This window comes from Burkholderia sp. Bp9143, assembly GCF_003853645.1.
GTDB lineage: Bacteria > Pseudomonadota > Gammaproteobacteria > Burkholderiales > Burkholderiaceae > Burkholderia.
The window spans coordinates 49,377-64,159 of sequence record NZ_QTPO01000039.1; the positions used below are offsets into that span (position 1 = coordinate 49,377).

Consider the following 14,783-nt stretch of genomic DNA (forward strand, 5'->3'; position numbering starts at 1 on the left):
GCGGGATCATGCGCGTGCTCCGTCCGGTGCGGCTTGCGGCGGCTGCGCGGACGCGGCCGGGTACAGCGACAGGCGCAGGCCGACGAGCGCGTGCAGCGTATCGCGCAGCCGGCGGTGCGTCGCGGGCGTGGTCGGTGTCGCGGGGGCGGCGGGCGTCGTGCCGTCGTCCGCTGGCGCGGCGGAGGCGCCCGGCAGGTTGCGGCCGGCCACGCGCTGCAGCGCGTCGTCGATCGACGCGAGCAGCGCCGGCGGCGCGGGCTGGCGCGCGTTCGCGGCCGCGCAGCGCGTGTAGTGATCGGTGACGCCGGCCAGCACGCGGTCGATCGCGTCGGGCACGTCGCCCGTCAGCTTGCGGCGCGAGCGACGCAGGTCGAGCGCGTTCAGCGCGATGCGCAGGTCGCGGAAGCTCTCGATCGACGGATGGCGGTGGTCGTCCGACGCGCCGAGGCGCGGCAGCAGCTGCGTGACGCGATCGAGCATGCGCGATGCATGGTTGCGCTGGTCGTCGAGCGGCTGCGTCGACGCGGAGCGCGCGACGTCCTCCCAGCCCGAGCGCAGCAGGCGCCGCACCGCGAGTTCCGCGCCGAACGGACGCGTCGCGCGCGTCCACACGTATGCGAACAGCAGCCCGGCGACGCCCGCGAGGTTGCTGTTCAGGAACACGAAGAAATCGGCCTCGTATGCGCTCTGGATGCTGATGAAGGTGGCGGTGTTCACCGCGACGAGCATCGTCACCATGTTGAACTGCGGGCGCGGCAGCAGCGTGCCGATCAGGATGAACGGCCCCGCGAACATCAGCACGAGCATCGCGAAGTCGTGCACGTGCGGCAGCACGACGAACAGGTACAGGCCCGCGAACACGACGCTCGCGGTGGTGGCCAGGAAGAACTTGAACACCAGCGGCGCGGGCTCGTCGAGCGCCGCGAAGAAGCTGCACGCGACCGCGACGAGCGTGACGGCGCCGGCGCCGTCGTGCCAGCCGGACTGGATCCACAGCCAGCACGCGAGCACGATCGCGCCGACCACGGTCAGCGTCGAGAACAGCATCATCCCGCGATCGAAGAAGCGTTCGGTGCCGCCGAGCCGCCAGTGCCGGTAATGCGGCTGCCAGACGCCCGACTCGTTCGCGATCAGCGCGCGCAGCGAGCGGCAGTCCTGCCAGATATCGATGACCTGGTGCAGCCGCCAGAGCGCGTTCGACAGCAGCGCGCTGTCCCAGCTCGTCAGCGCGCTGTCGGGCGGTTGCAGCGACGCGATGCGCGCGCGCAGGTTGTCCGCGACCGGGTCGTCGGCCATCTCGCCGTCGGTGACGGCCTTCACGGCCGGCAGTGGCGCGTCGAACCACTTGGCGGCGTCGGCGAGCAGCGCGTCGAGCGCCGGCGGGCGCACGTGCAGGTCGCGCATCAGCGCGATCAGCGGATCGGCGAGCGACGACATCAGCGGCAGGAACAGCTGCATCCGGCCCGCGAGCGCCTGTGCGCGCGCGAGCACGCGCGGATGCGCGTGGTCGTAGCTCAGCTGGCTCAGCAGGAATTCGAGGCCGGTGATGGTCGCGGCGAGGCGTTGCCGGCACGCGGACAGCGCCTTGCCCGCGAGGTGCCCGGACAGGGTCTCGCGGCCGTAGAACGCGGCGTCCTTGAACCATGCGTCGGTGCGCTCGATCAGCGTCGGCGCGAGCCGGTTCGGGAACACGGCGCCGCCGACCACGCTCGCGCACACGATGCCGAGCACGATTTCCTCGGTTCGTGCGATCGCGACGTCGAAGATCGTCGACGGATCGGTCACCGTCGGCAGCGCGACCAGCGGCATCGTGTAGCCGGCGAGCATGAACACGTAGCTGCGCGCGGTGCGGTCGGAGATCGCGAGGTAGAGCAGCGTGCCGCACCACGTCGCGACGATGATGCTGAACAGGAACGGCGTCTCGACGAATGGCGGCACGAACAGGATCGCGGCGGCCGCGCCGAGCGCGGTGCCGAGCGCGCGGTACAGCGCCTTCGAGCGCGTCGCGCCGACGAACGGGTTCGACACGATGTAGACGCTCGCCATCGCCCAGTAAGGGCGCGGCAGCTGGAAATACAGGCCGAGGTACAGCGCCAGCATCGACGCGGCGAATGTCTTGCCCGAGAACAGCCAGTCGCGAAGGCTCGGATAGGTCATGACGCGGAATCGGCGGGGTGGGACGGACGCGACGCCGGATGCTGCGCATCGGCCGCGTTGAACGCGTTCAGGACGCGCAGCGTCGCTTCGAGATCGGCGCGCGTGACACCCTTGAGCACCTGGGCGCGCAGCATCCGCAGGTCTTCTTCCATCTTCGCGGTGACCGCGCGGCCGGCGGCGGTCAGCGAGATGGTTTTCGCGCGGCGGTCGTGCGGATCCTCGTCGCGGCGTGCGAGGCCGGCCGCGCACAGCTGGTCGAGCAGGCGCACGAGCGACGGCCCCTCGATGCCGACGTATTCGGCGAGCGTGCCCTGGCGCACGCCTTCGCCGAGGCGGCCGGCGATCAGCAGCGGTGTCGCGCAGGCTTCGGACACGTTGTACGCGGTCAGCACGGCGTCGCTCGTGCGGCGCCACTTGCGCGCGGTGAGCACCAGCAGGCTGCTGACGGCGAGGCGAAGGTCGTGCAGATTGGTCATGGGCGAGATGATAGGGGCAAAAACATTCGATAGCAAACTATCGTTTTTGTCACCGGGGTGTCATGCCGCATGCCGGGGCGCCGACCTGCAACGAGCAATTTAGGCGGCAGGCCCGGGCCGGGTCAAGCTGTAAGGTTGTGACCGTGCGGCGGGCTGGCGAGCGTGTCTGCGCCGCTGCTGTCGGACGAGATCGTCGGTATCGTGAAGGCGGCGGTGGACGAGGTCGCGGAGCGGAATGTTTCGACCGTGGCGTGAGCGGGATGCGGTTTTGGTGCGTGCCGCGGTGCGCTCGAAGTCATTTGGCCCGCTTTAGCACGACCTCTCCCGAGCCGCCTCCGGAGGCGGCAGGCGTCGTCCACCTGAGCTCATCTCCCGAGAGGACAAACGGCCTGCGCTGCTCGACACCATTCCAGTTCGGGAACGTGCTCGTATCGATGCGAAAGGTGATGGTCTTGTCTGCTTCGTTGACGACGTACGTACCAAAGTGGGCGATCGAACCTTGCACCACGGCGCGATATTCCTCCGCACTGCCCTTCATTCGATCGTTGGATACGTACTTGGGCAAGTCGCCGCGCGAATTCACCAGCGCGTAATGACCATGGCCGTCGAAGATCACCAGGCCGTGGGGATTGGGCCCGTACATCGGGGTACGGCTGCCATCCGGGCGGACCGTATCGACCGAGACATACGTCCATGCGCCGGCCAGTTGCTGGTCCAGTGACTGTTGGCTCAACGCGACGCCCGATCGAAGCGCGAGTCCCAGAAGCACCAGGCGCGAAACGGTGGGGACGATGTGGATGTGGTTCACGGCCCTTCTCCTGTCGCAAAGCAACCCATAACGACAAATATAGGATGCAAGCAAGGGAACACAGGGGCAATCGTCGCCGGCCCGAATACCTGGCGCGCGAGCAAGCGTGTTCGCGTGAGGCCGGGGCCACTCGACAAGTACCGGTCAACGGTCGGTATCGGGCGCAATTGGCTACGACCGCGGTTGGCCCGTTGCCGCCAGATGCGGTCGGCCATAGTCCACCCTTCACGGCCGTTGGGCGGGGCCGGGCCGATTGACCGGCCGTGATGGCACCAGGCAAGGCACGCTCGCGATCGCATGGAGAAAATAACGTGCCAGCCGGGTGAACTGCCGCCCGAACCGCGCCCGCAGGAACTCGATGAAGCGCTGCGTTTTCGCCGGCAGCAACCGGGTTTCGGTGATGGCATAGACAGGCATCGGCGTGCCACGCCATGCCGGCATGATGCGCCGCAGCTTCCCGCTGGCGAGTTCATCGGAGACGATTTCCTCCGGCATCAGGATGATGCCCATAATCGTATTGGCGGTCCTGCCGCTCCGTGGCATTCGTTTCCCGGTTCGGGCTTCGGTTTGGGCTCGTGGCCGAATTCGCGGAACATCTGTAAGCTGCGTGCAGCCGCGCGATGTTCGCCGTGCAGTGCGGCGCGCGGTCATCCCTTTCACGCATCGCATCGGGAGTACCCATCTTGGCTACCTACATTGTCTTCACACGGGAAAGCACGCAGGATCAGCGCGAACTGGACATCTATGCGAGCAAGGTCGGCGCCACGCTCGCCGGCCATCCGGTGAAGGTGCTTGCCGCATACGGTCAGCAGGAAATACTGGAAGGCGAAGGTCCGGAAGGCGTCGTGATCGTCGAGTTCCCGTCGAAGGAGGCCGCGCACGCGTGGTATCACGGCCCCGAATACCAGACGGTCGTCCAGCACCGGTTCAAGGGCGCGCGCTATCGCGCGGTGCTGGTCGAAGGTCTTTGAGCACGGTCGCGCGCGACCTTCAGCCGATGTGCGGCAGCAACGCACGCAGCCAGTACGCAACCGCCACCGCGCCGCCATCCGGCGTGCCGATCGCGCGCTCGCCGAGATAGCTCGCGCGTCCCGCGCGCGGCGTCATGCCGGCCGTTTGCTGCGCGCCGTGTTCCGCGGCTTCCACGGCGGCCGCCCATGCGCTCGCGGGGGCGCGATCGTGATCGAGTGCGCGGTCGAACGCATCGGCAGCCGGCACCAGTGCGTCGAGCATCGTCCGGTCGCCGGCCCGTGCGCCGCCCAGTTCGCCGATCGCATCCACCGCGCTGCGGAAGGCCGCGGCCCAGTCGCGCGCCGACGGTTCGGCAGCGTCGCCGAGACGCCGTGATGCGCGCAGCAGCGCGGTCGCATAAAACGGTCCCGAACTGCCCGCGATCGCGCGGCGCAAAGCGGCACCCAGCGCCGCGAGCGTACCGGCCGGCGTGCCGTACGCGGCTTCCGGCAACGCGAGGATCGCCTGCGCGGCGCGACGCATGCTCGCGCCGAGATCGCCGTCGCCGGCGGCCGTGTCGAGTTCCGTCAGGGTCGCTTCGTGGTCGATCAACGCTTGCGCGATCGCATGCAGCGCAGGCTGCAGCCGCGCGGCCCATGCGCGGCCGGCCGCATCGAGCGGCGGCAGCGGCTGCTCGTGCGCGGCTGCCGCGGCCACGCGAATCCGCGCGTTGACGGCACCGCCGCCAGGCCATGCGCGCGCCTGCGTCGGCGCGTCGAGCAGCGCGGCGCGCTCGTCGTTCAGCCGCAGCAGCGAGATCGAGCAGCCGGGCATGTTCAGCGCGGACAGGAATGTGCCGGCCCATGCGCGCGCGACCGTGATGCCGCGCCGGGTCAGGTTGTCGTACGCGGCGCGCAGCACGATCGCCAGTTCCATGTCCGGCGTCGCGCCGAGACCGTTGACGAACAGTGCGACGCGTTCGCCGCGATCGAGCACGAGGTCGGCGACGATGCTCGCCAGCAGCGTCTCGACGAGCGCATCGGCCGGCATCGGCGCGGTGCGTTCGACGCCTTTCTCGCCGTGGATGCCGAGGCCCAGTTCGATCTCGTGGTCGGCGAGGCTGAATCCCGACTTGTCGGCGCCGGGGATCGTGCAGCCATCGAGCGCGACGCCCATCGTGCCGAGTTCGGCCGCCGCATCGCGGGCGATTTCCGCGACGCGGGCAAGCGGCAGCCCGCGCGCGGCGGCCGCGCCGGCCAGCTTGTGGATCAGCACGGTGCCCGCGATGCCGCGCCGCTGCCCGCGCTCGACGCGGCCGCGCAGCGATACGTCGTCGGCGACGATCACCGTCTCCACCGGTATGCCTTCGGCGCGCGCGAGTTCGGCGGCCAGCCCGAAGTTGAGGCGGTCGCCGGTGTAGTTCTTCACGACCAGCAGCGCGCCGTTCGGGCCGGCGCTCGCGCGGATCGCGGCGAGTACGGCGTCGGTCGACGGCGACGTGAACACTTCGCCGCAGACGGCCGCGCTCAGCATCCCTTCGCCGACATAGCCACCGTGCGCGGGCTCGTGGCCGCTGCCGCCGCCGGACAGGATCGCGACGGGGCGCCGCGACGGCTCGGGCAGCGGCTGGCGGACGAGCACGTGCTCGTCGCCGAGGATCGCGAGATGCGGCGACTGCCGTGCGACGCCTTCGAGCATTTCGCGCACGACATCGGACGGGCGGTTCACGAGTTTTTTCATGGCGACGGTTTCCTGATGGTGGGACGGAGGCCGGCGACACGCATGCGGTGCCGGCCGGGCGACGTACTGTGGATCGTAGGCGGCGCGATCGGAAAACGGCGCGCCGCACGGTCAGCGTTACGTAACGTCGAAGCATTCGTAGCACGAATGTAACGATAACAGCACCGCTCATGGGCCCGAAGCGCATCGATCGTGATCGCGGGCCGGCGGCGCGTACCCCGTGCGGATGCCGGCCTGGCGGCCGCGACGCCCGTTCGCCCGCACCATGGCATGGAAAATGCTGATTGTTCCCCGGTCCATATTCGAACATTCCATCGCCCGGACCGCGAGGAGACCATCATGTATCGAACCCGCATGTTCACGTCCGCCGCGGTGCTGGCCGCCGCCGGCGCACTGACCGCCTGTGGCGGCAACGACGTCACCGCGCCGTCGAGCGTGGCCGCCAGTACCAGCGGCGCGACCGTCACCAGACCCGGTAACGTGACCGACGGCGGCTGGGGGACCAGCGGTGCGCCCGGCACGAACGGCGCGATCAGCACGGCAGGCCAGCTCGCCATCGCCGTCGGCAATACCGTGGACGGCATGTCGCTGCCGGGACTCGGCAACAACGTGACGCGCAGCGCCGGCGACACGATTTCGAGCGTCAGCACGATCTCCCGCGCGGCGAGCAATGCGTTGAGCGACGGTCTCGGGCGGATCGGCTCGACGGCCGACCCGGTCGGCACGACGGTCGCCGGGCTCGGCGAGGTCGTTGCCACGACGGGCAATCCGGTCGCGGGTCTCGCGCAGACGGTCCGCGCGCTCGGCGCGGGGCCGCTGGCACCGCTCGCGCCGGTCACTACACCGATCGGCGCGGTGCTCGACACGGTGGCCGGCGGTCTCGGGGCGGCGGGCAGCACGGTCGGCTCGACGCTGTCGTCGGGCCCCGTGCAGCAGGTCACGCAACAGATCAGCTCGGTCGTCACGCCGCTCGTGCTCACGGCCGGCCGGACCACACAGCAGATCGGCGCGACGACGGGCCTCGGGCAACCGGTGGCGGGCCTGCTCGGGCAGGTCGGCGGCGCGGTGTCGACGGCGGGCTGGCTGCTGGGGATCCCGGCGCAGCCGGCCGTCGGCCCGGCGAGTGAGATCGTCGGCGCGGCAGGCGGGCTCGTCGGTGCGGTCGGTAACACCGTGACGAACGCGGGCGGACTCGTCAACTACAACGGCCCGAACGGCATCGCGCCGATTCCCGGTCTCATCGTGAGCCTCGCCGGTGCTTCGGTCACGACCGTGCAGAGCGGGCCGACAAATGGCGCGCCGAGCGGGTCGGGCGGCGCGGGTCCGCTCGGCGGCTTGTTGTCGGGACTCGGCTCGACACCGCTCGGTTCGCTGACCGGCGCGCTCGGCGGCACGACCGGTGCCGGCGCGGGAAGCCCGCTGGCACCGGTGACGGGTCTCGTCTCGACAGTCACCGGGACGCTCGGCAGCGCGGCGGGCGGCACTGGATCGAGCGCCGGTTCCGCGGCGAATCCGCTGGCATCGGTGACGTCGCTGCTTGGCGGCGTGCTCGGCGGCGTCGGGAAGTAGTGATGCACCGAGCGGTGAGCGGCGGGGTGGTTCGCTGTCCGTTGGCCGCTGCTCGCCGTGGCGGCGCGGCGCTCCGCATCGGTTGCGTCGGCGGATGACGCAAGCGGGCCGCGGCGGGCCGGCGCGAGCGCTACCCGCGTCGCGAAAGCGCGGCGCTGCGTGTCGCCGCGCGCTTCCTCCTATCTGACCGCCGCGATCGCCTTCGCGCGAATCAGCCGCGCCCGCAGCACATTGCGGCTGATGCCGAGCAGTCGAGCGGCCTGGATCTGATTGCGGTGGCTGCAATCGAACGCGACGCGCATCACCGTGTCCTCGATATGCTCGAACAGGTTCTCGTGCGCCTCGTCGAACAGCGCGCACAGCGCCAGTTCGAGCGCTTCCTGGCCGGGCGCACAGCTCGCCGCATCCCGCGCACCCGCGGCCATGACCGGCACGCATGACGAAGACAGGTTCGGGGCGGTGTCGTGCAGCGCATCGTGGTGGCTCACCAGCAGCGCGTGATGCATCACGTTCTCCAGTTCGCGGATATTGCCGGGCCACGAATGCGCTTCGAGCCGGCGCGCGGCGCGCGACAACGCGGCCAGCGTGTCCGACTGGTAGTTCACGAACGGCAATACGCCGGAGAACCTGAAGGCGCAGATCGACGACATCCGCGCGAAGGCCGCCGCGAACAACCATCGCGTACGGATCGGCGTCAACGCGTTCGTGATCGCGCGCGACACCGAGGAAGAGGCGCGGGCCGCGCTCGACGACATCATCCGGCACGCGCATGTGGAAGCCGTGCATGCGTTCGGCGATGCGGTGAAGGAGGCCGGCCGCGCGTCGCCGGAAGGCGAGGGCAATTGGGCGAAATCCACGTTCGAGGATCTCGTGCAGTACAACGACGGCTTCCGGACGAACCTGATCGGCACGCCGCAACAGATTGCCGAACGGATCGTCGCGTTGAAGGCGATCGGCGTCGATCTCGTGCTCGCCGGATTCCTGCATTTCATCGAGGAGGTCGAGTACTTCGGCCAGCGCGTGCTGCCGCTCGTGCGCGAGCTCGAAGCGCAGCGGCAGGCGATTGCGGCGTGATGCGGACGAGTGCGCCGAACTGATTGCGCTCGCCAGCGACCGTGCGATCGTGTGAATGTGATGGCCGGCGATGCTTGTCGCCGGCCGTCAACGAGCGCTGCTTCGCGACGGGCGGCGGTGCGTACGGGTCGGTGCTTCACCCGTTCCGCGACCTGCAGTACGCATCACGCGACGCCGGCCAATTTCGACGCCTCGACGAGCATCTGGACCCCGAGGCCGCCGAGCACCGCTCCCATCGCCCAGCGCTGCGCGAGAAGCAGTGCCGGACGCCCGTGAAGGAACTTCGCGATGCCGCTCGAGCAGATCGCGACCAGCCCGTTCGCCGATGCGAACGCCGCGATCAGCAATGAACCGAGAAAGAGCGACTGGCCGAACACGCTGCCTTGCCGGTAATCGATGAACTGCGGCAGCAGCGACACGAACAGCATCGCGAGCTTCGGATTCAGCACGCTCGTCGTCGCGCCCATCGCGAGCAGCCGCAGCGGCTGCTCGTTCGGCAGCGTCTTCACCTCGAACGGCGAACGGCCGCCGGGCCGCACCGCCTGCCAAGCGAGATAGAGCAGATACGCGGCGCCCACCACGCCGAGCACGGTGCCCGCGTACGGCACGCTCAGGAACAGCGTCGTGATCCCGAACGCGGCGCCGAACATGTAGAACAGATAGCCCACCATCACGCCCGCCAGTGAAATCAGCCCGGCGGTGCGCCCCTGCGCGATCGAGCGCGACATCACGTAGACCATGTTCGGCCCCGGCGTGACCGCGAGCATGCCGCCGATGACGAGAAAACCGTAGAGCGATCCGGACGTATGCATGTTTCCGCTTCCTGCAACGAGTGAGTGCTGACGGGATTCATTGTCCGGCCATGGAGGTAGACAGTAAAACGGGATAAACTGAATCGATTAATCAGATTTTCTGAATGACATGAAGAAGCTCGATCTCGATGTGCTGGCGATGGTGGTGGCCGTCGCGGAGTCCGGCTCGTTCGCGCAGGGCGCGCAAGCGGTGCATCGGTCGCCGTCGGCCGTGAGCATGCAGATCAAGGCGCTCGAGGATGCGCTCGGCAAGCCGCTGTTCATCCGCGACACGCGCAACGTCACGGCCACCGACGACGGCCGCATGCTCGCCGAGTACGGCCGCCGGATGCTGGCGATGCGCGACGAGGCGTGGGCGTCGGTCGTGCGGCCGGAGATCCGCGGCCGCGTGACGATCGGCGTGCCCGACGACTACATCTCGTCGCTGCTGCCGCAGGTGCTCGGCAAGTTCGCCGCGATGCATCCGCGCGTCGAAGTGCGCGTGATCGGCCAGCCGAGCAGCGCGCTCGTGCCGATGCTGAAGGACAACACCGTCGACCTCGCGTGCCTCACGCGGATCAAGGGTGTGACCGGCGAACGGGTGCGGCTCGAGCCGATCGTGTGGACGGGCTCGGCGAAACGGAACGTGTGGGAAGAGCGGCCGCTGCCGGTCGCGTTGTTCGCGCACGGCAGCATGGCGCGCGATCATGCGATCAAGGCGCTGAAGCGGCAGAAGATTCCGTTCCGGATGTCGTATGAAAGCCCGAGCTTCCTCGGGCTGCTCAGCGTGGTCGAGGCCGGCCTCGCGGTGGCGCCGCTCGCGCGCTGCAGCATCCCCGCGCACCTCGTGCAGCTGTCGCCGAACGAAGGGTTGCCGTCGTTGGGCGAGATCGAGGTCGTGCTGGCGCGCAGCGCGCAGTCGGCGCGCCCGCCATGCGATTACCTCGCCGAACAGATTCTCAACGAATGGCGCGCGTGATCGCGCTGTCCGTCCGCCCGAACGTCAGCACGATTTCAACAGCCATTCCCGAAACGCCACCAGCGACGGCAGCGTGTCGTTTTCCGGCGGATACACGAGGTAGTAGCTGCGCTGGCTGGTGATCGCGTCGCCGATCGATACGAGCTCGTTGCGGCTCAGCTCGTCTTCAACCAGCACCTTCGGCACGAGGCCGATCCCCATCCCGGCCCGCACGGCCTGGATCAGGTGCGACGTCAGCTCGAAGCTGGGACCGATGCGCATCTCGCGGTGATCGAGCCCGAAATGCGAGAACCATTCGGCCCACGCGTGCTGATTGCTCGTCACGCCCAGGAGCGTCTGCCCGACCGCCCATGCCGGCGCACGCTGGCCGGCCTTGCGGCGCCCGGTTGCGTCGGGGCTCGCGATCGCGATCAGGAACTCGTTGTACAGCCGGTGCGCGTGCAGGCCGGGCCACTCGCCCGCGCCGACGGTGATGGCCGCGTCGAGATCGTCGGTATGGAAGTCGATGCCGCCGATCCGCGAATGCAGGTGCACGGTCACGCCTGGATGCGCGGCATAGAAGTCGTGCAGATGTGGCAGCAGCCATTTCGAACCGAAGGTCGGCAAGGTCGCGAGCCGCAGCGTGCCGGCGCCGGCCTGATGCGACATCGCCTGCAGCGTCGCGCCGCGGATGCGCCCGAGCGCGCCGCTCAGCTCGGCGAAATAGCGCCGCCCGACTTCCGTCAGCTTCACGGAGCGGCCCTCGCGCCGGAACAGCGGCACGCCGAGCTGATCCTCGAGTGTCTGGACTTGGCGGCTGATCGCGCTCTGGCTCAACGACAGCTCGTCGGCCGCGCGCGTGTAGCTTTCGTGGCGCGCCGCGGCCTCGAACACCAGCAGCAGCGACATGGACGGGGTCAGGCGACGGTAATTCATGAGTTTTATGCAAGTTTTGCCGGGGGAGAATTCGTTTGTTTCTCCCGGTGATTCGCAAGATACTGGATTTCCGGGTTGCGTGGAATCTTGCTCAAAACTCATGGTTATGACCGAGGCAGCGCACCGGCTCCACCCACATTGCGCTTTCATCCCATGTCGATCGCTCCGTTGCCCCGTCCCGCCCGCCCGCCCGAGGGCCGTTACCGCGACTTTCTCGCCGCCCTCCAGGCGGCCGGATTCGCCGGCGAAATCCGCGCGGACCATGCGAACCGGACCGTGCAGGCGACCGACAACTCGATCTACCAGCGGCTGCCGCAGGCGGTGATCTGTCCCGCGCATGCGGATGACGTGCGGCTGCTTGCACGGCTGCTGGCCGAACCCGCGCACCGCGACGTCGCGGTGGCGGCGCGCGGCGGCGGCACCGGCACCAACGGGCAGTCGCTGACCGACGGCGTGGTCGTGGACCTGTCGCGCAACCTGAACCGGATCCTGGAAATCAACGCCGACGAGCGCTGGGTGCGCGTGCAGGCGGGCGTCGTCAAGGACCAGCTCAACGCCGCGCTGAAGCCGCATGGCCTGTTTTTCGCGCCGGAACTGTCGACGTCGAACCGCGCGACGGTCGGCGGGATGATCAACACCGACGCGAGCGGCCAGGGCAGCTGCACGTACGGCAAGACGCGCGACCACGTGCTCGCGCTCGACTTCGTGCTGATGGGCGGCGAGCCGCTGCACAGCGACGCGCTCGCGGACGACGAACTGGAACGCCGCTGCGCGCGGCAGGACCGGGTCGGCAAGGTCTATCGCACCGCGCGCGGGATCAGCGACGAAAAGGCCGCGCTGATCGACGCGAAGTTTCCGAAGCTCAATCGCTGCCTGACCGGCTACGATCTCGCGCACCTGCGCGAACCGGACGGCCGCTTCAACCTGAACAGCGTGTTGTGCGGCGCGGAGGGCTCGCTCGGCTTCGTCGTCGAGGCGAAGCTGAACGTGCTGCCGATCCCGAAGTATTCGGTGCTGGTCAACGTGCGCTACGCCGGCTTCATGGACGCGCTGCGCGATGCGCGCGCGCTGCTCGAACTCAAGCCGCTGTCGATCGAGACGGTCGACTCGAAGGTGCTGATGCTCGCGATGAAGGATTTCGTGTGGAGCAGCGTGGCCGAGTATTTTCCGCAGGACGAAGCGCGTCCGACGCTCGGCATCAACCTGATCGAATTCAGCGGCGACGATGCGCAGGACGTCGATGCGCGCGTGCGCGCGTTCGTCGAGCACCTGCGGACCGACACGAGCGTCGAGCGATTGGGCCACACGCTCGCGACCGGCGACGATGCGGTGAAGCGCGTGTACGCGATGCGCAAGCGCGCGGTCGGCCTGCTCGGCAACGTGCAGGGCGAGGCGCGCCCGCAGCCGTTCGTCGAGGACACCGCGGTGCCGCCCGAGAACCTGGCCGCGTACATCGCCGAATTCCGCGCGCTGCTCGACGGCCACGGGCTGCAGTACGGGATGTTCGGCCATGTCGACGCGGGCGTGCTGCACGTGCGTCCGGCGCTCGACATGAAGGATCCGAAGCAGGCCGCGCTGGTGCGGCCGGTGTCGGACGCGGTGGCCGAACTCACGCGGCGGCATGGTGGCCTTTTATGGGGAGAGCACGGCAAGGGCGTGCGCTCCGAATATGCGCCGGCGTTCTTCGGCGAGCTGTATCCGTCGCTGCAGCAGCTGAAAGCCGCGTTCGATCCGCACAACCAGTTCAACCCGGGCAAGATCGCGACGCCGCCGGACAATACGCTGCGGCTGCTGAAGATCGACGAGGTGCCCACGCGCGGCGACCACGACCGGCAGATCGACGAGCGCGTGTGGCAGAGCTACGGCACCGCGATGCACTGCAACGGCAACGGCGCGTGCTACAACTTCGATCCGGACGACGCGATGTGCCCGTCGTGGAAGGCGACGCGCGAACGCGTGCAGTCGCCGAAGGGGCGCGCGTCGTTGATGCGCGAATGGTTGCGCCTGCAAGGACAGGCGGGCATCGACGTCGTCGCGGCGGCGCGCGCGCGGCAGCCGTTCATGAGCGGCTTCGTTACCCGCTGGCGCAACAGCCGCGCCGCGCGCACCGGCGAAGCCGACTTTTCGCACGAGGTGTACGACGCGATGGCCGGCTGCCTCGCGTGCAAGTCGTGCGCGGGGCAGTGCCCGGTCAAGGTCAACGTGCCCGAGTTCCGCTCGCGTTTTCTCGAGCTGTATCACCAGCGCTACCTGCGGCCGGCGCGCGACTACCTGATCGGTTCGCTCGAATTCACGATGCCGTGGATGGCGCGCGTGCCTGCGCTGTACAACGGGCTGATGCGTGCCGGCTGGGTGCGCACGCTGCTCGAGCGGCACGTCGGCATGGTGGATAGTCCGCTCTTGAGCCGCTTCGATCTCGCGGCCGTGATCCGGCAATGGAACGTGCGACCGGCCGATCCCCAGGCGCTCGCCGCATTGATCGACGCGCAGCGCGCACGCAGCGTCGTCATCGTGCAGGACACGTTCACACGCTATTTCGACACCGAGCAACTGGCGACGCTGATCGAGCTGGCCGCGCGCATCGGCTTCCAGGTGTGGCTCGCGCCGCTCGCGCCGAACGGCAAGGCATTGCACGTGCAGGGCTTTCTTCGTGCGTTCGAGAAGGCCGCGATTCGCAACGCGACACAACTGGCCGCGCTCGCGCGCTCGGGTGTCGCGCTCGTCGGCCTCGATCCGGCGATGACGCTCACGTATCGGCAGGAATACCTGAAGGTGACGGGGCTCGCCGACGTGCCGAAGGTCGCGCTGCCGCAGGAGTGGCTGCTGGATGCGATGCCGGAGGCCGGGGCGGGCGTGGGCGACGTATCGGCAGCGTACCGGCTGTTGCCGCATTGCACCGAGAAGACCAACGCGCCGGACAGCGGCAAGCAGTGGGCGCAGGTGTTCGCGCGTCGCGGGCTGCGCCTGGCGGTTCAGGCGACCGGGTGCTGCGGGATGTCGGGAACCTACGGGCACGAGGCGCGCAACCTGCAAACGTCGAAGACGATCTATGCGCAATCATGGGCCGCGCATGTCGATGCTCCGCAAGAGCAGGGCGAAGCGCTGGCGACCGGGTATTCGTGCCGCAGCCAGGTGAAGCGCATGTCCGCGCGGCGGGTGCGTCATCCGCTGCAGGCGCTGCTCGAGCATGTGCGTGTGGCGGGGTGACGCGCGATTGGCCCGACGCGGCGTGAGATGGCAGCGTCCGGCCTGTTGCGATGGGAGCGCCAGCGCGATCACACCCGTCGTGCGCGCGATCGGGCCGATGGGGCCGAAAACGCTCG

General features: G+C 68.8%; 10 protein-coding genes and 3 pseudogenes. 5 read left to right on the top strand and 8 right to left on the bottom strand.

Features of this window, described 5'->3' with window-relative positions; translation table 11 throughout:
- Nucleotides 1-6: 6 nt before the first annotated feature.
- The 4 genes and pseudogenes from DIE23_RS26560 to DIE23_RS40365 all read right to left on the bottom strand — a co-directional run.
- Nucleotides 7-2,157 (bottom strand): FUSC family protein, encoded by a 2,151-nt coding sequence (locus tag DIE23_RS26560; RefSeq protein WP_124614838.1) that lies wholly within the window; start codon nt 2,155-2,157, stop codon nt 7-9.
- Nucleotides 2,154-2,633, bottom strand: coding sequence for a MarR family winged helix-turn-helix transcriptional regulator (locus tag DIE23_RS26565; RefSeq protein WP_124614839.1), 480 nt, complete (start codon nt 2,631-2,633; stop codon nt 2,154-2,156). The genes DIE23_RS26560 and DIE23_RS26565 overlap by 4 nt, the downstream gene beginning before the upstream one ends.
- A gap of 295 nt (nt 2,634-2,928) precedes the next feature.
- Nucleotides 2,929-3,441, bottom strand: a complete 513-nt coding sequence (locus DIE23_RS26570; protein WP_124614840.1) for a lipocalin-like domain-containing protein — start codon at nt 3,439-3,441, stop codon at nt 2,929-2,931.
- A gap of 330 nt (nt 3,442-3,771) precedes the next feature.
- A pseudogene (locus DIE23_RS40365) lies at nt 3,772-3,969 on the bottom strand (LysR substrate-binding domain-containing protein); the annotation flags it as partial.
- 155 nt (nt 3,970-4,124) lie between these two features.
- Here DIE23_RS40365 and DIE23_RS26580 point away from each other — a divergent pair.
- Entirely contained in the window at nt 4,125-4,412 is a 288-nt protein-coding gene (locus tag DIE23_RS26580) for a DUF1330 domain-containing protein (protein WP_124614841.1), read from the top strand.
- A gap of 19 nt (nt 4,413-4,431) precedes the next feature.
- Here the strand turns inward: DIE23_RS26580 and DIE23_RS26585 are convergent, their stop codons facing one another.
- Nucleotides 4,432-6,132 carry a dihydroxyacetone kinase family protein gene (locus DIE23_RS26585; protein WP_124614842.1) on the bottom strand — a complete coding sequence of 567 codons (1,701 nt, stop codon included), beginning with the start codon at nt 6,130-6,132 and terminating at the stop codon, nt 4,432-4,434.
- A gap of 339 nt (nt 6,133-6,471) precedes the next feature.
- Here DIE23_RS26585 and DIE23_RS26590 point away from each other — a divergent pair, with 339 nt between their 5' ends.
- Nucleotides 6,472-7,701 (top strand): collagen-like triple helix repeat-containing protein, encoded by a 1,230-nt coding sequence (locus DIE23_RS26590; protein WP_124614843.1) that lies wholly within the window; start codon nt 6,472-6,474, stop codon nt 7,699-7,701.
- Nucleotides 7,702-7,880: 179 nt separating this feature from the next.
- On the opposite strand, the pseudogene DIE23_RS40755 reads toward DIE23_RS26590, so the two are convergent.
- A pseudogene (locus tag DIE23_RS40755) lies at nt 7,881-8,270 on the bottom strand (helix-turn-helix domain-containing protein); the annotation flags it as partial.
- On the opposite strand from DIE23_RS40755, the pseudogene DIE23_RS40375 reads away from it, so the two are divergent.
- Nucleotides 8,254-8,775 (top strand): annotated as a pseudogene (locus tag DIE23_RS40375) (LLM class flavin-dependent oxidoreductase); the annotation flags it as partial. The pseudogenes DIE23_RS40755 and DIE23_RS40375 overlap by 17 nt on opposite strands.
- A gap of 164 nt (nt 8,776-8,939) precedes the next feature.
- Here DIE23_RS40375 and DIE23_RS26600 read toward each other — a convergent pair.
- Nucleotides 8,940-9,587 carry a LysE family translocator gene (locus DIE23_RS26600; RefSeq protein WP_124614845.1) on the bottom strand — a complete coding sequence of 216 codons (648 nt, stop codon included), beginning with the start codon at nt 9,585-9,587 and terminating at the stop codon, nt 8,940-8,942.
- Nucleotides 9,588-9,696: 109 nt separating this feature from the next.
- Between DIE23_RS26600 and DIE23_RS26605 the strand changes: the two genes are divergently transcribed.
- Nucleotides 9,697-10,545, top strand: coding sequence for a LysR substrate-binding domain-containing protein (locus DIE23_RS26605; protein WP_124614846.1), 849 nt, complete (start codon nt 9,697-9,699; stop codon nt 10,543-10,545).
- 24 nt (nt 10,546-10,569) lie between these two features.
- On the opposite strand, the gene DIE23_RS26610 is transcribed toward DIE23_RS26605, so the two are convergent.
- Nucleotides 10,570-11,460: a LysR substrate-binding domain-containing protein gene (locus tag DIE23_RS26610; RefSeq protein ID WP_124614847.1), complete on the bottom strand. Its 891-nt coding sequence runs from the start codon at nt 11,458-11,460 to the stop codon at nt 10,570-10,572.
- Nucleotides 11,461-11,613: 153 nt separating this feature from the next.
- Between DIE23_RS26610 and DIE23_RS26615 the strand changes: the two genes are divergently transcribed.
- A complete protein-coding gene (locus DIE23_RS26615) occupies nt 11,614-14,667 on the top strand; it encodes an FAD-binding and (Fe-S)-binding domain-containing protein (RefSeq protein WP_124614848.1) in 3,054 nt (1,017 codons plus the stop codon).
- Nucleotides 14,668-14,783: the final 116 nt, after the last annotated feature.

Bases quoted from the DNA above. Each gene is read 5' to 3' on its own strand.
- DIE23_RS26560 (WP_124614838.1), bottom strand. From the start codon at position 2,157: ATGACCTATCCGAGCCTTCGCGACTGGCTGTTCTCGGGCAAGACATTC.
- DIE23_RS26565 (WP_124614839.1), bottom strand. From the start codon at position 2,633: ATGACCAATCTGCACGACCTTCGCCTCGCCGTCAGCAGCCTGCTGGTG.
- DIE23_RS26585 (WP_124614842.1), bottom strand. From the start codon at position 6,132: ATGAAAAAACTCGTGAACCGCCCGTCCGATGTCGTGCGCGAAATGCTC.
- DIE23_RS26590 (WP_124614843.1), top strand. From the start codon at position 6,472: ATGTATCGAACCCGCATGTTCACGTCCGCCGCGGTGCTGGCCGCCGCC.
- DIE23_RS26600 (WP_124614845.1), bottom strand. From the start codon at position 9,587: ATGCATACGTCCGGATCGCTCTACGGTTTTCTCGTCATCGGCGGCATG.
- DIE23_RS26605 (WP_124614846.1), top strand. From the start codon at position 9,697: ATGAAGAAGCTCGATCTCGATGTGCTGGCGATGGTGGTGGCCGTCGCG.
- DIE23_RS26610 (WP_124614847.1), bottom strand. From the start codon at position 11,460: ATGAATTACCGTCGCCTGACCCCGTCCATGTCGCTGCTGCTGGTGTTC.
- DIE23_RS26615 (WP_124614848.1), top strand. From the start codon at position 11,614: ATGTCGATCGCTCCGTTGCCCCGTCCCGCCCGCCCGCCCGAGGGCCGT.